General features: G+C 72.0%; 21 protein-coding genes and 1 pseudogene. 15 read left to right on the top strand and 7 right to left on the bottom strand.

The features are described from left to right. Positions 1–423 precede the first annotated feature (423 nt). Positions 424–690, top strand: coding sequence for a hypothetical protein (locus DN069_RS39690; RefSeq protein ID WP_133260179.1), 267 nt, complete (start codon positions 424–426; stop codon positions 688–690). Between the two features lie 33 nt (positions 691–723). Here the strand turns inward: DN069_RS39690 and DN069_RS37570 are convergent, their stop codons facing one another. Together DN069_RS37570 and DN069_RS37565 are read right to left on the bottom strand one after the other, a co-directional pair. After that, complete coding sequence (locus tag DN069_RS37570; RefSeq protein ID WP_111507742.1) at positions 724–1044, bottom strand: hypothetical protein; 321 nt, start codon at positions 1042–1044, stop codon at positions 724–726. A gap of 375 nt (positions 1045–1419) precedes the next feature. After that, positions 1420–1938 carry a hypothetical protein gene (locus DN069_RS37565; RefSeq protein WP_111507741.1) on the bottom strand — a complete coding sequence of 173 codons (519 nt, stop codon included), beginning with the start codon at positions 1936–1938 and terminating at the stop codon, positions 1420–1422. Positions 1939–2077: 139 nt separating this feature from the next. Between DN069_RS37565 and DN069_RS37560 the strand changes: the two genes are divergently transcribed. The 3 genes from DN069_RS37560 (at position 2078) to DN069_RS37550 (ending at position 3012) form a co-directional block, all read left to right on the top strand. Then, positions 2078–2347: a toxin-antitoxin system HicB family antitoxin gene (locus DN069_RS37560; protein ID WP_111507740.1), complete on the top strand. Its 270-nt coding sequence runs from the start codon at positions 2078–2080 to the stop codon at positions 2345–2347. A gap of 1 nt (position 2348) precedes the next feature. Continuing rightward, entirely contained in the window at positions 2349–2720 is a 372-nt protein-coding gene (locus DN069_RS37555) for a toxin Doc (RefSeq protein WP_111507739.1), read from the top strand. Positions 2721–2820: 100 nt separating this feature from the next. Then, positions 2821–3012 carry a hypothetical protein gene (locus DN069_RS37550; protein WP_133260178.1) on the top strand — a complete coding sequence of 64 codons (192 nt, stop codon included), beginning with the start codon at positions 2821–2823 and terminating at the stop codon, positions 3010–3012. On the opposite strand, the gene DN069_RS37545 is transcribed toward DN069_RS37550, so the two are convergent. Then, positions 3002–3979, bottom strand: coding sequence for an ArsR/SmtB family transcription factor (locus DN069_RS37545; protein ID WP_111507737.1), 978 nt, complete (start codon positions 3977–3979; stop codon positions 3002–3004). The two genes, DN069_RS37550 and DN069_RS37545, sit on opposite strands and share 11 nt — an antisense overlap. A gap of 56 nt (positions 3980–4035) precedes the next feature. Between DN069_RS37545 and DN069_RS37540 the strand changes: the two genes are divergently transcribed. The 4 genes from DN069_RS37540 to DN069_RS37525 all read left to right on the top strand — a co-directional run bounded on the left by DN069_RS37540 (position 4036) and on the right by DN069_RS37525 (position 7919). Beyond that, positions 4036–5268 carry an MFS transporter gene (locus DN069_RS37540; RefSeq protein WP_111507736.1) on the top strand — a complete coding sequence of 411 codons (1233 nt, stop codon included), beginning with the start codon at positions 4036–4038 and terminating at the stop codon, positions 5266–5268. Positions 5269–5389: 121 nt separating this feature from the next. Beyond that, complete coding sequence (locus DN069_RS37535; RefSeq protein ID WP_243640317.1) at positions 5390–6673, top strand: APC family permease; 1284 nt, start codon at positions 5390–5392, stop codon at positions 6671–6673. 45 nt (positions 6674–6718) lie between these two features. Further along, a complete protein-coding gene (locus tag DN069_RS37530) occupies positions 6719–7318 on the top strand; it encodes a cation efflux transmembrane domain-containing protein (protein WP_111507734.1) in 600 nt (199 codons plus the stop codon). A 37-nt stretch (positions 7319–7355) separates the two neighbouring features. Next, positions 7356–7919 (top strand): manganese efflux pump MntP, encoded by a 564-nt coding sequence (locus tag DN069_RS37525; RefSeq protein ID WP_165845818.1) that lies wholly within the window; start codon positions 7356–7358, stop codon positions 7917–7919. Between the two features lie 34 nt (positions 7920–7953). Here the strand turns inward: DN069_RS37525 and DN069_RS37520 are convergent, their stop codons facing one another. Then, positions 7954–10155 (bottom strand): SpoIIE family protein phosphatase, encoded by a 2202-nt coding sequence (locus DN069_RS37520; RefSeq protein ID WP_243640316.1) that lies wholly within the window; start codon positions 10153–10155, stop codon positions 7954–7956. Between the two features lie 102 nt (positions 10156–10257). On the opposite strand from DN069_RS37520, the gene DN069_RS37515 reads away from it, so the two are divergent. Further along, a complete protein-coding gene (locus DN069_RS37515) occupies positions 10258–11118 on the top strand; it encodes an alpha/beta fold hydrolase (protein ID WP_243640315.1) in 861 nt (286 codons plus the stop codon). Positions 11119–11122: 4 nt separating this feature from the next. Here the strand turns inward: DN069_RS37515 and DN069_RS43020 are convergent. Continuing rightward, a pseudogene (locus DN069_RS43020) lies at positions 11123–11217 on the bottom strand (antibiotic acetyltransferase); the annotation flags it as partial. 402 nt (positions 11218–11619) lie between these two features. Between DN069_RS43020 and DN069_RS37510 the strand changes: the two are divergent. The 6 genes from DN069_RS37510 (at position 11620) to DN069_RS37490 (ending at position 16542) form a co-directional block, all read left to right on the top strand. After that, positions 11620–12369 (top strand): ferric reductase-like transmembrane domain-containing protein, encoded by a 750-nt coding sequence (locus DN069_RS37510; protein ID WP_165845817.1) that lies wholly within the window; start codon positions 11620–11622, stop codon positions 12367–12369. After that, a complete protein-coding gene (locus DN069_RS37505) occupies positions 12366–14000 on the top strand; it encodes an FAD-dependent oxidoreductase (protein ID WP_165845816.1) in 1635 nt (544 codons plus the stop codon). Before DN069_RS37510 ends, DN069_RS37505 begins: the two co-directional genes overlap by 4 nt. Then, a complete protein-coding gene (locus tag DN069_RS39685) occupies positions 13997–14323 on the top strand; it encodes a hypothetical protein (protein ID WP_133260177.1) in 327 nt (108 codons plus the stop codon). The genes DN069_RS37505 and DN069_RS39685 overlap by 4 nt, the downstream gene beginning before the upstream one ends. A gap of 53 nt (positions 14324–14376) precedes the next feature. Further along, positions 14377–14877 (top strand): GNAT family N-acetyltransferase, encoded by a 501-nt coding sequence (locus DN069_RS37500; protein ID WP_111507729.1) that lies wholly within the window; start codon positions 14377–14379, stop codon positions 14875–14877. Between the two features lie 176 nt (positions 14878–15053). Then, on the top strand, positions 15054–15773 hold the full coding sequence (locus DN069_RS37495) for a cytidylate kinase family protein (RefSeq protein ID WP_111507728.1): 720 nt from the start codon (positions 15054–15056) through the stop codon (positions 15771–15773). 439 nt (positions 15774–16212) lie between these two features. Then, a complete protein-coding gene (locus tag DN069_RS37490; RefSeq protein ID WP_133260176.1) occupies positions 16213–16542 on the top strand; it encodes a hypothetical protein in 330 nt (109 codons plus the stop codon). Between the two features lie 107 nt (positions 16543–16649). On the opposite strand, the gene ssuE is transcribed toward DN069_RS37490, so the two are convergent. Both ssuE and DN069_RS37480 read right to left on the bottom strand, forming a co-directional pair. Beyond that, positions 16650–17201: an NADPH-dependent FMN reductase gene (gene ssuE, locus DN069_RS37485; protein ID WP_111507726.1), complete on the bottom strand. Its 552-nt coding sequence runs from the start codon at positions 17199–17201 to the stop codon at positions 16650–16652. 80 nt (positions 17202–17281) lie between these two features. Further along, on the bottom strand, positions 17282–18634 hold the full coding sequence (locus DN069_RS37480; protein ID WP_111507725.1) for an LLM class flavin-dependent oxidoreductase: 1353 nt from the start codon (positions 18632–18634) through the stop codon (positions 17282–17284). Positions 18635–18685: the final 51 nt, after the last annotated feature.

Genomic DNA, 18685 nt, shown 5'->3' with positions numbered 1-18685 from the left:
GACTAATGAAACGAGTGAGCCTCTGACGCAGCGGCTCATCCGGCGCTCGGCTGCCCCCCGGGCGCTTGCTTGAGTGCCTGGGCGACCGCCGATCACGGGCAGATGCCCTGGGGTTGGGCGCCCAGTAGCGCTGGCTTGCTTTCACTCCACGCACCCGGTCGGAGCTCGGACCCTGCGCGGCAGTGGCCGGCTTCGCGGTCCGCTACGCGCTCGTCGCCCGCCTCGTCAACGAACTCGTCGAAGCCGCAGAAGAGAAGCAGCGGACCAGGACCGTTACATGCCAAGGCCGCGATCGCGCCACCCCCGCACCACGGCGTCGAATGGCACATGCCAAGTTCCTTGTACCGGGTGTCAATAGCTGTTGAGCAGGGTCATCCTGGTGCAGGTACGAACTCGCGCTGCTGAACAGAGGACTCCGCATCCATGCCTGCTTCCACGGATGAGACTGCCGTTTCGCCGCGCGCCACCCCCGCACGTCCGACCGTCGACGTTCACCGGCTCGGCGAGGAGCTCGTGAGCGCGCTGAAGTCCGCCCTGGCCCGTCACGGCATCACGCTGCCGTCCCTGCAGGCCGACTACCCTCTCGGCGACCGTCCCCTGATCATGCTCGGGCGGGTCAACCAGGAGACCGCGGAGAAGCTGACGGTGCTGATGAACTCCCTCGACCCCGACACGGACGAGACGGACTGATGTCGCCACCAGCCGGGCCGGGCCGGGGTCGTGTCACGCTCCGGAAGGGGCTGGAGTGAGGACCCCGTCCTGGCCCAGGACGAAACGGTGGACCTCTCCGACCTCCGTCACCTCAAGGACCGGCTGCGAAGTGGAGCTCGTGGCCGGGACGATGCTGAGCCCGCCGACTGTGTCCCAGTTCACGGCCGCCGTTCCCTTGGCCTGGGTGAGTTCCTGAGGGGCGCTCGCAAAGGTGCCGCCCGGCCGGCCCTGGTAGAGCCAGAGCCGGCCGGTGGTGTCGAGGACGACGCGGTCGGGCAGGCCGTCGCCTGACAGGTCCCCGGGCGCGGTCAGCCTGGCTGCCGGGGCTGCCACGACGAAGGTGTAGGCGATGGCAGGGTAGGTCCGGCCGTCCTTCGTGGTGTAGCGCAGGTAGAGGGTGTTGGTCCCGGAGCGGGGCGGCGTGAGGGTGACGACGGCCCGGGCGGTGGCCGGCGAACGGACGCGCTCTTCTTCGCCCGCACCGAGAACGCAATCCTCCCACCCACCTCGGCCTGGTCAGCGATGACCGGGCGCAGGCGGGAGGCTCCGGAGGATGCCGCTTGGCAGCGCGCGCCATGGAGGAGCGGTCGGTGTCGCCGACAACGTTCTTGGTGCGCACGCGGGCTCTGCGGCCGCCTGCGGCGGTCACTCACAGTGCCGCGTTCAGCGACACCAGCGAGATCAACACATCCCGTCCGGGAATGCTCGTCAGGCGGAGGCGATGCGCGGCGCGGTGGGCTGGCGGCGGGCGCTGAGGCCGCGCCAGCCGACGACGGCGGTGCGGGCGATGACCTCGCCGAAGGCCATCAGCAGGATCGCCGCCGTCCAGGCTGAGGGGTCCAGGTGGTGCTCCACCGAGAAGCGGCCGATCGAGGCACCACCACCGTGCGTGGCGTAGACCTGGAAGGCCAGTCGGCACCCGACCCCGACGACCCACAGGACGGCCGCGGCGATGGTGGCCCGGACGATGACGGCGCCGTCGGTCGTCCGGTGCACGCGCGACAGCACCCCGGCCCCGATGCCCAGCGCCAGGCCGAGCAGGGCGACGGGCACGATCAGTTCAAGGTCGTTGCCGCCGGTCGGGATGGTCCGCAGGTACTGTGCCCCGGCCCATGCGACGAGTGCCACGGGCAGCAGCAGTGTCCGCAGGGTGAGCCGGCGGCCGCGCACCTGCAGCACCACCAGCCCGATGAGAGCGATGTCGATCAACCAGTCCGTAAGGCTCATGCCGCCATCGTGCGGCGCAGGCCCAGGTCAGCGCCTCAACCCACGGGTAGACGCCCGGGTGGATCCGCTCTCCACCCGGCCTCTCCATCCCGACATGGCATGAACGCTGGGTGCGCGGTTTTCCCGTATCAGGGAACCCGTGCGCTCGTATAGCAAGGTGCTATACGCTTGGGGTGTGACGAAGCAGATCAACATTCGGCTCGACGACGAGGTCCACGCCAGGCTCGCCGCGCGCGCCGAGGCCGAGGGCACCACGGTGACCGCGCTGATCACGCAGGCGGCCGAGCGCGATCCGCGCCTGGACGGCGGTGCCGCGACGGCCGCCGCGTTCCTGGCCACGCACGCCGCGGAGTTCGCCGACGCGTTCCCGGACGAGGAGCCGGACAGCGCCACCGGGCAGGCCGCCTGAGATGGAGCTGTTGGTCGACATCCGCTGGCTCCTGGAACGCCAGGCAGAGGTGCTGCCCAAAGATCCTGACGTCCACGACTTCTCCGGCCTGGTCGCCGCGGTGGCCCGACACCGCGTCAACACTCCGCGCCTGGACTACACCGCCGACGCGGCCTGGCGTGCGGCCGCACTGTTCCACGAGATCGTCTCGGTCCGGCCGCTCCCGGCCCGCAACGCCCTGTACGGGGCGCTGATCGCCGTCGCCTACATGGCAGCGTCCGGCGAGGCCGTCGACGCCCCCTACGGGGGCCTCAGCGAGCTGGCGAAGGAGGTCCGCGCGGGGCGCGCGGACGTGTACGCCTGCGCGGACCAGATCCGCGGTTGGCGGCTCTGACCTGGATTCCACATGCGGATGTCTCGTGCGGTCGTCCGCCCTGGAAGACGCGAAGAGTGAGGCAGGAGCGATGAGGTCGTACGTCACCACATTGATTCCCGTGGTCGTTCTGCTCGCCACGGTGCTCTGGGTCTACCAGGACGCCTCGGCCCAAGCGCGGCGGGGAACGCCCGTCTTCTTCTCGGTGGGATCGGTCGAAGTCAGCAAGCCCGCCACGTGGGCGCTCGGGTGCCTGTGCGCGTGGATCGTCTTCACTCCGCTCTACCTAACCTGCCGCCGGGTCAAGGGCTGAGCTGGTCGCCGAGTGAGGTGCGCCGGTACAGGACCTGGCGACCGTGCCGGGCTCGGGTGACCAGGCCCGTGGCGAAGAGCACCTGCAGATGCTGGGAGACCGCGCTCGGGGTGACGCGGAGGCGGCGGGCGAGTTCGACGGTGGGAAGGGGCTCTTCGAGCAGGGAAAGCAGCCTGGCCCTGGGCGCTCCCAGCAGTGACACGAGCGCGGGGGCAGCAGGCGCGGGAGCCGGGCCCCAGAGGGTCGCCGTCCCACGGCACGGATAGACCAGCGACGGAGCCTCGTGCGGGCTGACCGGCGGGGCCGGCTTGTGGGAGAAGACCGAGGGCATCAGCAGCAGTCCGCGCCCCGCCGCGGCGACCTCGTGGTGGCCGATCATCTGGTCGATGCGCAGAACCCCCTCGTCCCAGCGCAGATTCGGGTGCATGTCGGAGAAGAGCAGCCGGGCACCGCCAACGGCCAGTCGGCGCGCGCGGTACGTCATGTCGGCCTCGACCACGAGCCTGATCTGCGGCCAGTACGGCTCGACGGCCAACTCCCAGTAGCGCTGCAGCAGATCGCAGATCTCGTCCCGCAGTGCCGCGACCCGCGTGTCGTCCGTCTCGGGCGCGGCGTCGAGCAGCGCGGGCGGGAGCGGGTCCGGGGCGTGCGCCAGGAGGAGGTCGTGGCGGACCCGGGCGACGGGTGTGCGGCGGACGAGGGCGAGCTCGTCCGCGAAGGCGGGCGCGAACTCCGTCGGGTTCGGGGTCAGGAAGTCGGGGATGGTGCGTCTGCGAGCGACCAGCGACATCAGCAGGTCCGTGTCGAGGGCGCCGAGGCGGCCGAGTACGGACCTGCGCCACGGCAGGTGCAGCGCGGACAGGCTCGGGTCTTGCAGGATGCGCAGGCTCATCAGGGTCTCGTGCACGGGCGAGACGGCGAAGCGCGTGTCCGCCAGATCCACGACACTGAGCACAAAGCTGATCATTAAGCCATACGCTACATCGATTGGTCGGGGCGGACCGGACCCGTGCACTGGATTCCATGACGCAGACACCCGTTCAGTCGCTCACCAGGTGCGTGCCCGAGACGCCGACGCTCAGCCGTCGCGTGCTGTTGCTCCTGTCGGTCGTCTGCGGCGTGGCCGTGGGCAACGTCTACTTCCCGCAGGCGGTCACGCCGTTGGCCGCCGCCGCGCTGCGCGTCCCGCCCGGTTCTGCGGCGCTCGCGGTGACCGCCACGCAGATCGGGTACACCGCGGGCATCGTGCTGCTGGCGCCGCTCAGCGACCGGCTGCCCTACCGGCCGCTGCTGGTCACGTTGTTGGCGCTCAGCAGTGTCGGACTCCTCGCCGCCGGTTGCGCCGGGACGCTGCCGCTTCTCGTACTGGCCAGTGGCCTCGTGGGGTTGACCTCCGTCGCGGCCCAGGTGGTCGGCCCGCTGGCGGCGAGCCTGGTGGAGGCCGACCGTCAGGGCGTTGTGATCGGCACGCTGTTGAGTGGCTCGACCGGCGGGATGCTGCTGGCCCGCGCGTTCAGCGGGACGCTCGGCCAGTGGCTCGGCTGGCGTGCCCCCTACCTGGTGGCCGCCGGCGCTGTCCTGCTCCTGGCTGCTACGGTCCGTCGTGCGGTGCCGCCCGTGGTCCCGCCCACGCGCGAGCCCTACCGGGCATTGTTGACCGAGCCGCTCCGCCTGCTGCGCACCGAGCGCGGCCTGCGCCACTCCAGCGTCAACCAGGCGGCTGTGTTCGCCGGCTTCTCGGCGGTGTGGACGTGCCTGGCGTTCCTTCTCGCGGGGCCGGCGTACCGGCTCGGCGCTGCCGCTGTCGGGACGTTCGCCCTGGTCGGTGCGGCGACCATGTGCTGCACCCCGTTCGTCGGCCGCCTGGTGGACCGCCGCGGGCCGGACGGCGTGAACCTCGTCTGCATCCTCGGCGTGCTCGTGTCCGCGCTGCTGCTCGCTGTCGGAAGTGGGGGCGGTACACCGGGGTTGGCCGCGCTCACTCTTGGCGTCCTGCTGCTCGACGTCTCCATGCAGTCCGGCATGGTCGCCAATTCGGCGCGGGTCTACGCCCTGCGACCGGATGCCCGCGGCCGGCTCAAGACCGCCTACATGACCTGCGCCTACACCGGGGGCAGCGCCGGTTCCTGGCTGGGCGTGCGCGTGTGGAGTCGGACGGGCTGGCCGGGTGTCTGCGCGCTGGTCGCCCTGCTCGCGTCGCTCGCCCTCATCGGCCACCTTCTCGCCGTGCGGCGGGCAGGGCGCGATGGCCGGTAAGGCCGCGCGCACGCGGCCGTGCCGCTCCGGCTGCCCCACGCGCGTGCCCCCCCGAAGTCGACATCTCGCGCCTCTACGATGCCGGGGCAAGGATGAGCGGGCGTGGTCGGGAGCAGGGCAGTTGGTGGAGAAGCTGGCGCGGCGTCTGGGTGTCGGGGACGCGGTGGTGATCGGGCTCGGGTCGATGATCGGGGCCGGGGTGTTCGGCGTGTTCGGGCCGGCGGCGGCCGCTGCGGACAGCGGGACGGGGCTGCTGGTCGGGTTGGCGCTCGCCGGGGTCGTGGCGTACGCGAACGCGACGTCCTCGGCGCGGCTGGCGGCTCGTTACCCGCAGTCCGGCGGCACGTACGTCTACGGGCGGGAGCGGCTCGGCGAGTTCTGGGGGTACCTGGCCGGGTGGGCGTTCGTCGTCGGCAAGACCGCGTCCTGCGGGGCGATGGCGCTGACCGTCGGGGCGTACCTGTGGCCGGCGCAGGCCCGCGCGGTCGGGGTGGCCGCGGTGGTCGCGCTGACGGCGGTGAACTACGTCGGGGTACAGAAGGCCGCCTGGCTGACGCGGGCGATCGTGGCCGTGGTGCTCGCAGTCCTGGCGGCCGTCGTGGTGGCCTGTCTGACCGGCGGGAGTGTCGAGGCCTCGCGGCTCGGCGACGGCGGGTACCTGGCGGCCGGCGGGGTGCTGACGGCGGCCGGGCTGATGTTCTTCGCGTTCGCCGGCTACGCGCGGATCGCGACGCTGGGGGAGGAGGTCCGCGATCCGGCGCGGACCATCCCACGTGCGATGCTGATCGCCCTGGGTATCACCTTCGTGGTCTACGCCGCGGTCGCCACAGCGGTCCTGGCGACGCTCGGTGCGGGCGTCCTGGCCCACTCCTCGGCGCCGCTGGCGGACGCGGTGCGGGCGGCGGGTGCGTCCTGGCTGGTGCCGGTGGTCCGGGTCGGCGCGGCGGTCGGCGCGCTGGGATCGCTGCTCGCGCTGATCCTCGGAGTCTCGCGGACCACGCTGGCGATGGCCCGCGACCGTCACCTGCCGCACGCCCTGTCGGCCGTCCATCCACGCTTCGCCGTGCCGCACCGGGCGGAACTCGCCGTCGGCGCGGTCGTCGTGGTGCTCGCCGCCACCGCGGACCTGCAGGGCGCGATCGGCTTCTCGTCCTTCGGCGTGCTTCTCTACTACGCGGTGGCCAACGCCTCGGCCTGGACCCTCACCCGCGACGAGGGGAGGCCGCCCCGAGGGGTGCCGGCGGTCGGTCTCCTCGGCTGCCTGACGCTCGCCTTCGCCCTGCCGCTGACGTCCGTCGCGTCGGGCACCGCCGTGATCGCGGCCGGCGCGGCGGCCTACGGCGTTCGCGCGCGCGTCCTGCGGCGACGAGGGCGGGGAACGGGGGCGGGGGACGGGCGGAGCTGACCGGCCGTGACCGGAGGGTGATCCTGCTCTGCCAGACTCTCTGACGTGACCACAACGAACGATCTCGAACGTGCCGCGCTGCTCCGTCGCGGCTTCGCGCTGGAGTACGCCACGCTCGCCTGGAACGTGGTCGGCATCGTGGTGCTGACGATCGCCGCCGTGGCCGCGCAGTCCGTGGCGCTGGCCGGATTCGGGCTGGACTCGCTGATCGAGATCGGCGCTTCCACCGTGGTGATTTGGGAGCTGTCCGGCACCGGTGAGGAACGGCAGCGGCGCGCCCTGCGGATGATCGGCGTCGGCTTCAGCCTCCTCGCGACGTACCTACTGGTCCAGTCGACCGTCGTGATCGCCACCGGCTTCCACCCGCGCCACTCCACCCTCGGCATCGCATGGACCGCGGTGACGGCGGTCGTGATGTTCGGCCTGGCCTTCGGCAAAGCCCGCACCGGCGCCGCCCTGGACAACCCCGTCCTGCGCACGGAGGGTCGCGTCACGTTGATCGACGGCCTGCTGGCCGCCGCCGTGCTGGTCGGCCTGGTGCTCAACAGCACGCTGGGCTGGTGGTGGGCGGACCCGCTCGCGGGTTACGTGCTCGTGTACTACGCGCTGCGCGAGGTGAACGACATCTTCCGCGGCGACCACTGATCCGATCCGCCCGACGGGGGAGAGGTACGGTCCCACTGTGGTCGCACTGTTGCTCGTCGCCGTGGCGCTCGGGCTGTCGAACTTCGCCGCCGCTATCGGCATCGGCATCTCGGGTGTGGACCGGCGGACCCGCTGGCGCGTGGGCATCGTCTTCGGCCTCTTCGAGGCCGGGATGCCGGCCGTCGGTCTGGCGCTCGGGCGCGGGCTCGCGGACGAGATCGGCTCCGCGGCCCGGTGGATCGGCGCGACGCTGCTGATCGCGACCGGCTGCTACGCCCTGTGGCAGAACCTCCGCGGCACGGGGGGCGGCGCGGGGGACGGCGCGAACGACGACGGCGCCGGCCGATTGCCGCTGGGACGGCTGCTGCTGACGGGTCTTGCCCTGAGCGTCGACAACCTCGCGGTGGGCTTCTCGCTCGGTGCCGAGCAGGTGAACCTGGCGACCGCGGCGGCGGTCATCGGTGCCGTCAGCCTCGGGCTGTCGCTGATCGGTCTGGAACTCGGAGCCCGGATCGGCGAGAAGACCGGCCACAGGGGCGAACTCCTGGGCGCCGTGGTCCTGATCGGGGTCGGGATCGCCGTCGCCACGGGCGCGCTCTAGCCGACCGCCCCCCGTACGGGTCAGCACGGACCGGCTAGCCGGAGACCAGTACCAGTGCGGCCTGGTCGTCGTCCGTGACGCCGCCGGTGAAGCCGTCGACGGCGGTGGTGACGGCGTCGAGGATCCGTCGCGCGTCGGCGAGCCGGGCGGTCGGGCGCAGGGCGGCGACGAGGCGCTCCTCGCCGAAGAGGGTGCCGGCCGGGCTGCGGGCCTCCAGGATGCCGTCGGTCACCAGCACCAGGTCGTCACCGTGGCGCAGGGTGAACAACTCCGTGCCCAGCCCGAGTTCGGGGGAGACGCCCAGGAGTCGGCCGGCCGGGTTGGGGCAGGCCACCGTGCCGTCGGTCCGGCACAGCAGGGGAGGCGGATGACCGGCCCGGACCATGCGCACGGCCACTCCGTCCCGGGTCCGGTGGAGTTCGGCGTAGATCAGGGTCACGAAGCTCTCGTCGCTGTCCGCCCGGGCGAGCAGCGCGTGGTTGACCGCCCCGACCACCGCGTCCGGGGTCGGCAGCAGCGGCGCTACCGCGCGGATGGTGGTGCGCACCAGCGCGGTCGTGGTCGCCGCGTAGGCGCCGCGGCCGCAGACGTCGCCCATGACGAGCCCCCACCGGTCCCCGGGCAGGGGGAAGGCGTCGTAGAAGTCGCCGCCGATGTCCAGGCCTTCGCCCGCCGGGCGGTAGAACGCGGCGAGGTGGGCTCCGGGGACCTCGGGCAGCGCGGCCAGCAGCAGCCCGGCCTGGAGGTCGTGCGCCAGCTGGGCCTGCTGCGCGTGCTGACGGGTGGTTTCGGCGCCCGCCGCCGCGGTGCGGGCGAGCTCCTCGGCCAGGGCGATCGCGCGGGCACCCAGGGGGTGCTGCGTGGTCGCGACCACGGTCAGTGCGCCGAAGGTGCGGCCACGGGCGGTCAGCGGCACACAGACCTGCCCGGTGATGTCGACGCCGAGCTCGCGCCACGCGCCCCCCGGAACGGCCCGGCTGACCTCGCTCGCGCCGGTCGCCAGGACGCGGCCGACCGGACCGTTCTCGACATCACCCGCCTCCTCGGTGGTCAGCAGGGCCCGCGCGCCGGCCGGCAGCTCCGCGGCGAGGGCCACGGCCACCCGTCGGACCCGGCCGGACTCGATGACGTCGATCACGCAGACCGGCCCCAGGGCCGGCACCGCGAGCTCCGCCAGCCGCTGCAGGTTATGCGGGTAGCGCGCCTCCTCGCTCACGGCCGTGCTGGTCCGCAGGACGAACTCCAGATCGGAGCTCAGCGCGTGCTCGCGCTCGTGTGCCTCGCGGCGGGCGAGCTCGGTGCGGTTGCGCTCGATGGCGAGTGCCGCCGTCCGGGTGAAGACGATGCTCAGGTCCAGATCCTCCTCGCGCAGCGTCTGCGGGGTCCGGTGGTACATGGCGAAGGTGCCGAGCAGTTCCCCCGCGCTGGACACGATCGGCGCGGACCAGCAGGCCCCGAGGCCGGCCCGGGCGGCCAGGTCGCGGTAGTCGGTCCAGAGCGGGTCGGTGGCGATGTCGTTGACCACGACCATCTCGCGACGGTAGGCGGCGGTTCCGCAGGAGCCCTCGCGCGGGCCGATCTCGCTGCCGTCGATGGCCTCCGTGTAGAAGTCCGGGAGGCTGGGCGCGGCGCCGTGCAGCAGCCGGGTCCCGGTCTGGTCGAGGAGCAGCACGGAGCCGAGCACCTTGGGGGAGAGCTTCTCGATGGCCCGGCACATGCCGTCCAGCACCTCTGCCAGCGGCGCGTCCCGCGCGATCTGCTCCAGCAGCACCTGCTGCTCGGCGGCCAGCTTGTGGGCGGCGCGCTGCCGGGTCACGTCCACCGCGACGAAGGCCACACCCCGGACGCGTCCTGCCTGGTCACGGCGGGGTTCGAGGCTGAAGTCGAAGTACCGCAGCCTGGTCTTGCCGGCCGGTCCCAGCAGCACCCCGACTCCGTGGGCGACGAACGGCTCACCCTGGCGGTATACGGAGTCGAGCACGGGCAGCAGGCCTTGGTGGACCAGCTCGGGCACCACCTCCGCGACCGGCCGACCCGACACCTCCGTGGCCTGCTCCACCCCGACGGTGTCGAGGAACGCCTGGTTGGCCCCCTCGACGAGGTGGGTGGGGCCGCCGAGGGCGGCGAAGATCACCGGGGCGTGCGCGAACATGCCGGGGAGCGGGTCGGCCCCGGCAGCAGCCGCCGCCGGCACGCCGATCACCTGCGCGCCGCCGTCTCGGCCCGTCGCGTCCATGCAGTCAGCCTCGCCCCGACGTCCGGGCTGAACAACTCGGGAGCCCGCGAGAACTCGGGACGCCCGCGGCGCCGCGGCTGTAGGTTCTCTGCGGTGACCTCGATGGAGACAAGCGGCCTCGCCTCGATGACGGACGCGGCACGGATCCGCTGGAACGCCCTGGGAGACACGACGCGGAAGCCGCCCGTGGTCCTGCTCCACGGCGGCCCAGGGCTGCCGGACTACCTGGGGGACGTCGCCCCCCTGGTCGCGGGCCTCGCTCCCGTCTACCGCTACGACCAGCGCGGCACGGGTGGATCTGCCTGGCAGGGCCGCCACACCTTCGCCCGGCACGTGCGGGATCTGGCCGAACTGCTCGACGTCTGGAGGGCGCCGCAGGCGGTGCTTATCGGGCACTCCTACGGCGCCGACCTGGCCCTCCGTTTCTGCCTGGCCCACCGCGAGCGAGTGGCCGCCGTGCTGCTGATGTGCGGGCCCATGACCGAGGAAGGCCGCCCCGGCTACCGGGCGGAGCGCGACCGCCGGACGTCCCCGGCCCAGCAGGAGCGGCTCCACGAACTGGAGGCGCTCACGCGGCGCACCGAGGACCAGGAGGCCGAACTTCTCACCCTGCACTGGTTCACCGACCACGCCGACCCCGAGCGCGGCCGGCTCTGGGCCGCGCAGGCGGCCCGCCGGCGCCGCCCCGTCAACTGGGCCATGAACCGGGAACTGGGAGCGGAGGGACGCAAGGACCCCCTCTCGCGGCGTCTGAACGAACTGCGGGCGTGCTTGCCGGCGGCTACGGAGCTGCTCGGCGGGGTCGCCGACCCTCGCCCCGTCTCGGCGTTGGAATCCGTCGCGCGCGGGCTCGGAGTTCGGCTCACCCGGATCGAGGGAGCCGGGCACGAACCGTGGTTGGAGCAGCCCGACGTCCTCGGTGCGCACCTGCGCCGGTTCGTGCGGGACGCGGTCGGCGGCTGAGCGCGAAGGTGGACGGACCGTCCATCCGGTGGTTGGCACCGTTATGACGAAGCGTCAGCCCATCCCCAGGGCGCAGTACTTGCCGATGACGAGTCGCTCCGGGCGGCTGCCGTCGCGTCGCGATGCTGGCACAACCGGGCCGCGATCCACCGGCGCCGGCACGGCCCCGGCACGGCCCCGGCGAGGCCTCGGCGTGCGCCGAACGTCCGGGCCATGCGCACAGAATCTTCACGACTTTCGCCGAGGAATTACATCAGAATCACAGTCTCGTCATCTATCGGAACCACTTCCAAAATGGCTTGGGTGCCCATTTCGTCCGCTTGAGGATCATTTCCGATCCGGATCGACCACCCGCGGATCTTGGTGTAACGTCTGGCTTCCGGTGAGCCCAACAACGCCGGATGGTCTCGCAATTGCCTGCCTGCCCGTGACCGGGAAATGCCTTCCTGGCCGCGTGCGGCACACCTGAGTTTTGTGGTGGCCGGAAAAGGGATCCTGAACATGATCACGATCGCTTCATCCCTGGTTTCCAACTGTGTGAAACGCCCCCGTGCAGCCGTTCTCGGGCTTTTCCTGGCCCTGCTGTTCCTCCCCGGTATACCGGCGGCGCACGCTGCGTCACCGGCCGGCCCGGCGCCCATTCCGGGATCGCCACTCGACGCCCACAACCACGGGGTTCCGTACGACACGGGCGTGCACCAGATTGCGAGGCTTTTCGCTCTCATCGCCTACGTCCTGATGGTCGCGACCCTGCTCCTGGGTGCGATCCTGCGGATGCGTTACTTCGAACGCCAGGTCAACCGCGCCACCGTCTACGGGGCGCACATGACGATCGGCCTGAGCGCGCTCATCTTCGGGGCGCTGCACGGCCTGACCTTCCTCTACCAGCCGATCTGGCACATCGGCACGGTGCGGCTGCTGGTGCCGTTCCTCGGGCCGGTGCAGCGATTCCCGGTGGGCTGTGGGGTGTTGGGCACGGAGCTCGCCATCGCGGTGGGCTGCTCGGTGTGGCTGCAGCGACGGCTCGGCTACCAACGATGGCTGAGGTTCCATCAGTTCGCTTATCTGTCCTTCGCGCTGGTCTGGCTGCACGTCTTCCTGGTCCACCCCGAGCCCCGGCACCTGAACCTGGTGGCGGTGGGCGTCGCGCTCGGCGCGGGCGTGTGCCTGCTGGCGTTCCTGATCCGGGTGCTGCCCTCGCGGTCCCGGCTGCGACAACGTGCGTTCCGGACGGGCGGGGGCCAGGCATGAACGGACCCCTGATCGCCCGCCCCACCGGCCTGCCCCACCCGCAGCAGCCACAGACCACAGCGCAGTTGGCGCTCCCACCGGTGCCCGGGGACGCCTTCCACGCCCCGGAGCCGGTGCTGGTGCCGGAGACCAGGCCCGTCCGGGTCAGCGTGGACAACAACCGCTGCCACATCTACGGCATCTGCCAGCAGGAGGCACCGGAGGTCTTCCGGATCTCCGACGGCGGGTCCCTGCACTACACCGGCAGCGTCCCGGCCGAGTTCGCGGCCAAGGCGCGGCAGGCGGCCCGGTGCTGCCCGATGCAGGCGATAGGGATCCAGGGCGGCGGCGTGGCCGCGAGCCGGCGCAGGCCGGCGCGGACGGTGCGCAGCGGGGCGGGCATGCGGGGGCGGCGCCGGCGGATCGTGATCGCCGGCGGCGGGCTCGCGGGCCTGAGCGCGGCCAACCGGCTGCGGGACCGCGGGTTCGACGGCGAGCTGGTGCTCGTCGGGGAGGAGCGGCGGCGGCCGTACAGCCGTCCCCCGCTGTCCAAGCAGTACCTGGCAGGCGAGTTGACCAGCGATCAGCTCACCTTCGAGGCCGAGCAGGACCTCGACGCGCACTGGCTGCTGGACACGCCGCTCACCGGTCTCGACCTGGCGCGCGGCTCGGTGCTGCTGCGCGGCGGGGAACGGCTCCCGTTCGACGGACTGGTGGTCGCCACAGGGGTGGACGCCAAACGGCTGCCCGAGGCGCCGGTGTTCAGCGAACGGGTGCGCACCATCCGCACCCTCGAGGACGCCGCGACCGTCCGGATCGCGCTGCACGAGGCGCAGGCCCGCCACGTCGTGATCCTCGGCGGCGGCTTCGTCGGCTGCGAACTGGCCTGCACCCTGCGCGAGCACGGGATGGACGTCACCCTCGTCGTCCACAGCGCCCCGCTGCTGCGACGGGTGCTCGGCCCGAAGGTCGGGGCGGTCGTCGGAGCGATCCAGCGCCGCGCGGGCGTCGACGTGCGGGTGAACACGCAGATCGCTGATTGGCAGGACCATGGCGAGACACTCCGGCTGCGGCTGGACGACGGCGCGGAACTCGACTGCGACTTCGTGGTGCTGGGGCTCGGCAGCCAGCCGCGGACCGAGTGGCTGCGCGACAGCGGCCTGGAGGTCTCCGACGGCGTGCTCTGCTGGCCGACCGCCCACGCGGTGGACCAGTGGGGGCGGGTCCTGCCCCACGTCGTCGCGGCGGGCGACGTGGCACGCTGGCCCAACGCGCGCTTCGACGAGGTGCCGCGCCGGGTCGAACACCTCATCCACGCCGTGGAGATGGGCCAGCACGCCGCCGACGCCCTGCTGCGCGGCCCGGGCCGCGCCGACCGCTTCACGCCGGTGCCGCGCTTCTGGTCCGAGCAGCACGGCGCGCGCATCCAGGCCGTGGGCATGCCCGCGCTCGGCACGGATGTGGAGATCGTCGAGGGGTCGCTCCGCTCGGAACGCTTCGTGGCCCGGTACACGCGGCCGACCGCGTACGGGCCGCAGGTGGTCGGGGTCGTGGCGTTCGACATGCCGGTGCAACTGCTGGCCTACCGGGACCAGATCGGCGGCAGCCGACCCCGCAACCGCGTTACCGCCCGCTCCAGGAGGCGCCGGTGAACCCCCGCTCCCACCGGTCCGTTCCCCCCGAGACCTCAGGATCACCCGGCCCCTCGCTCCCGCCCGGCAGCCGCGCGGCCCGCGCCGGCGCTGCCGGTCGGGCGAGCCGCCGGCGTCGCGCCCGACGCGCCCTCACCAGCGGGGACGTGATGCGCCTGGTGCTGGCCCTGCCGGCGCGCCTGGGCGTGCGCTGGCTGGTGATCCTGCTGGTCATGGTGGCGGCCATGGGCGCCTACGGCCAGACGCTGGTCACGGCCCCGCCCATGCCTCCGAGTCAGGTGCCCACCCACGCAGCCGGGTCCCCGCCCGCCGCGTCGCGCTGAGCCGTGCGCGAGCGCCTTGTGGCGCGGGCCGGCGCGGTGGAAGGCTCTGGCCCATGTCGATCTCAGTGAGGACCGCCCGGCGGGACGACGTGCCCGCCCTCGTCCGACTGCGTCTCGCGAACGCCGAACCACATATCCAACTCGATCCGGCCTCTTACCGCGTGCCCGACGCCGAAGTCGTGCGCAGGCACTTCGAGGAGCTGCTCTCGGCCGAGTCCGAGACCGCGACAGTGGTCCTGGTCGCTGAGGTGACGGGTGCGGTGGTGGGCATGCTGGAGCTGGTTCCGCTGCCGGTGCCCCCGGACCACCAGATTCTCGTTCCACGCCGTGTAGCCGACGTCCACACCGTCGTCCTCGAGGGGCACCGCGGCGAGGGCGTCGGTTCGGCCCTCGTGGCGGCGGCGGAGCGGGCCGCCGCGGAACGCGGCATCTCGACCCTCTTCGCCGGCATCTTCACCCCGAACGAGCCAGCCGTCCGCTTCTACTCCTCGGCCGGCTTCGGACCACGCGGAACCGTCCTCAGCAAGGACCAGCGCGCACACCTGGACGAGTAGTTCCGATGCGGCCAGGACCAGAGCTGGTACGTCTACCGGCACAACGACGGCAACACGTACTCCCTGCGGGAGTTCACCTGCGGCGACCCCTCGGCGCAGAGCCAGTACCGGACTTGGTACTGAGGGGGCGCGAGGCAGCGGGCGCAGGCTGACATGCGGTGCTATACAGGGACATCGTGACAGCTGCCGCAAGAGGCCAAGGCACCCGCGCCGAGTTCGTCCGTCGGCTGGCGGAGGCGATCTCGTCCGTCGCGACCACGCACCCGCTGCGGGTCGCCGTCGACGGGCCGCCCGCCTCCGGAAAGACCACGCTGGCCGACGAGCTCGCCGTCGTCCTGCGCGCGCTGGATCGCGACGTGATCCGTGCGACCATCGACGACTTCCTCGTCCCTCGTGCGCAGCGCTACCGGCGCGGGCGCTACTCGGCCGAAGGCTGCTACTTCGACGCCCACGACCGCGCCGCGCTGTGCCGGGTCCTGCTCGATCCGCTGGGTCCAGGCGGAGACCTCACGATCCAACCCGCGGTCTTCGACAGCGACACCGACTCCCCCTTGTCACCGCCGGCCGTGACCGCCCCCGCAGACGCCGTACTGCTCTTCGGCGGCGTGTTCCTGCTGCGTCCAGAACTCATCGACCGGTGGGACCTGCGCATCTTCGTGTCCGTCCCCTTCGAGCAGACGGTGGACCGCGCCCGGGACCGAGGCACAGCGCAGGCCGGGTCCATCGCCGACGCCACCGAGATCGAGCGGTCGTGGCGTGATCGCTACATTCCCGCCCAGCAGCTCTACTTCGCCACAGCCCGCCCAACCGACCACGCCGACATCGTCGTGTACAACGATCAACTCCAACGGTCGACGTGGGAAGTCGGACCGAATTCATCGATACACCGGATCTGACCATTGGCTCCGACCTGTGCCGAGCGGGACACGTGGAGGGCTATCCGCGTGGCGTCAATACGGCGTAGATGAGCACCGTGTGACGAGATGTCAGGACGAGCGGCGTGTGTCCGAGTAGGTGCACGACGTGGATTCCGTCGGGCCGGGACCGCAGATCTCCGATCTGGTAAGGCCGGCCTTCCAGGCACATCCAGTCCCCGACGCGCAGCGAGTGTGCCGTGGTGGCCACCAGCCGTGCCCGGATGGTTTGGTCAGGCGGTGTCAGCGGCTCGCGGGATGAGGGGATGGACAGTGCCCCGTTCCTTCCGGCAGGTGGGCTGGATGCGGGCTCGGCCAGCGCAGTGATCGTGGCGTGATCATGCCATGAGCGTCCCGTTTGGTCCATACCAGGGCGCGGACCGTCTCTCCATTCGACTTCAGCCCTGCCCCACCGGCCGCCGTGCTGTTTCGGCACCGCCTGCTCAGGGTCCTCTTACGCGCTTGCCCGGGGTGGATATCGCGGGAGGCGGCCGAAGCGGCGGCCGAACCCCGCGGCCTCGCTAACCGCGAGGACTACCGATTCACCTCGCTCGGACCGAACGGCGTGATCTCCGCGGACAGCCGCATCCGCCTCGCGTGGTTCACGGAGCCGGCCCTGGCCGCGATGACCGACGTATACATTCGGGTGACCGTGCTGGACCGCGTGGGCGACCTCCATCAACGAACGGTCCCCTGCCTGATCGATGCGGATCGCGTCCTCACCCACGCGATGCCCAACCTTTCGGGCTGACCCCCCCGCCGTCCGAGGTTCAGCGGCCCGGGGCTCCGGCCGCCATGTCGGTCGCTTGCCGCCCGTTGCCTGACACCCGAGGGTGTCAGGAACGCCCTGACAACCGCTCAGGCCGCTGTGAGAACGGGGCCGGAGGGGAGGGAGCCGAGGAAGGCGTCCACCGCTTCGAGCAGCCGCTCTTCCGCCTCGGGCGTCAGGTCGACGGTGTCGCGGCCGAGCGCGTCGATCCAGCGGTCGAGCAGGAAGACGCCGCCGACGACGTGACGGGCCGTGAGGGCGGTGAGGACCGGGCGCAGGGCGTAGTCGATGCTGAGCAGGTGGGCGATGGTGCCGCCGGTCGCCAGGGGGAGGACGGTCTTGCCGGCCAGGCCGTCCTGGGGCAGGAGGTCGAGGAAGGCCTTGAGCAGGCCGGTGTAGGACGCCTTGTAGACGGGGGTGGCGACGACGACGCCCTCGGCCGCGGCGATGGAGTCCAGGGCGCGGCGTACCTCGGGGTGGCGCACGTCCGCCTCCAGGAGGGCGTCCGGCGGCAGGCTGCGCAGGTCGAGGTGTTCGACGTCGAAGCCGCGCAGCGAGAGTCTGTGGGCCAGGTGGCCGGCGAGCGGTGCGGTGCGCGAGGTCCGGGACGGGCTACCGGAGATGACGACAAGGGAGGGCACGACAGGCTCCTTGGAGATGAACACGGGTGTGGAAGCGGGGAGTCGAGGGGGCCGCCAGAGAGGGCGGCCCCCACCGGTGGTCAGGCGATGGCGGCCGCCGTCGACGAGTGGAACTGGTTGGCCGGGACCGGCAGGCCGTAGTGCTCGCGCAGCGTCGCGCCCTCGTACTCCTCGCGGAACAGCCCCTTGCCGCGCAGGATCGGCAGCACGTGCTCGATGAAGGCCTCCAGGCCCGACGGCAGGGCGGGGGCCATGATGTTGAAGCCGTCCGCCGCGCCTCCCTCGAACCAGGCGGTGATGGTGTCCGCGACCTGGTCGGGCGTGCCGACGAGCTCGAAGTGGCCGCGGCCGCCACCGATCCGGGAGATCAGTTGGCGGACCGTCAGCTGCTCCCGGACGGCGAGCTCGACGAACAGGTCGGCGCGGCTCTGCGAGCCCTCCAGCTTGGGCCGGGCCAGGATGAAGTCCGGCAGCGGCCGGTCGAGTTCCAGGGCCGACGGATCGGTCTCGAAGATCGCGGCGACCTGCCGCAGCCCGTACTCGGGCACCCGCAGTTCGTCGAGCTCCGTGGCGATCGCCCGGGCCTCCGCCTCGGTGGAGCCGAGGTAGGGGACGATGCCGGGCAGCACGATCACGTTGTCGGGGTCGCGCCCGGCGGCCGCGGTGCGTGCCTTGATGTCGCGGTAGAAGTCGGCGGCCCGCTCGTACGTGCGGTGCGCGGTGAAGATCGCCTCGGCGTGCCGGGCGGCGAAGTCCTTGCCGTCCTCGGAGGAGCCGGCCTGGACCAGCAGCGGGTGGCCCTGCGGCGGGCGCTCGACGTTGAGCGGACCGGCCACCGTGAAGTGGCGGCCGCGGTGGTCGAACCGGTGCAGGCGCGCCGGGTCGGCGTAGCGTCCGGCGGCCTTGTCGGCGACCACGGCCTCGGACTCCCAGCTGTCCCACAGCGCCTTGGTGACCTGGAGGAACTCGTCCGCGCGGGCGTAGCGCTGCGCGTGGCCGGGTCGGTCGGCCAGGCCGAAGTTGGCGGCCTCGGCCGCGCCGGCGGACGTGACGATGTTCCAGCCGGCCCGGCCGCCGCTGACGTGGTCGACGGAGGCGAGGCGGCGGGCGAGGTTGTAGGGGTCGTTGTAGGTCGAGGAGACGGTGGCGATGAGGCCGATGCGGCTGGTCGCCTGGGACAGCGCGGTCAGCAGGGTGAGGGGTTCGAGCTGGCCCGGCGGCCGGAACTCCCCGGTGCCGTTGAGGGCGGGGCCGTCCGCGAGGAAGAGCGCGTCGAACTTGGCGCTCTCGGCGAGTCGGGCCAGCTCGATCCAGTGCTTCAGGTCGAAGTCGGCGCGGGCGTTACCGTCGGGCAGCCGCCACGAGGCCTCGTGGTGGCCGGCCTCCATGAGGAAGGCGTTGAGGTGGAGCCGGCGCGGTGCGGTGGTGCTCATTGCTGCGTGTCCCTTCCGGGTGTTCGGGGTCCGGGGTTCGGGGTTCGGGGT

This window comes from Streptacidiphilus pinicola, assembly GCF_003258295.1.
Taxonomy (GTDB): domain Bacteria; phylum Actinomycetota; class Actinomycetes; order Streptomycetales; family Streptomycetaceae; genus Streptacidiphilus; species Streptacidiphilus pinicola.
This window is presented reverse-complemented; position numbering and strand designations above follow the sequence as displayed.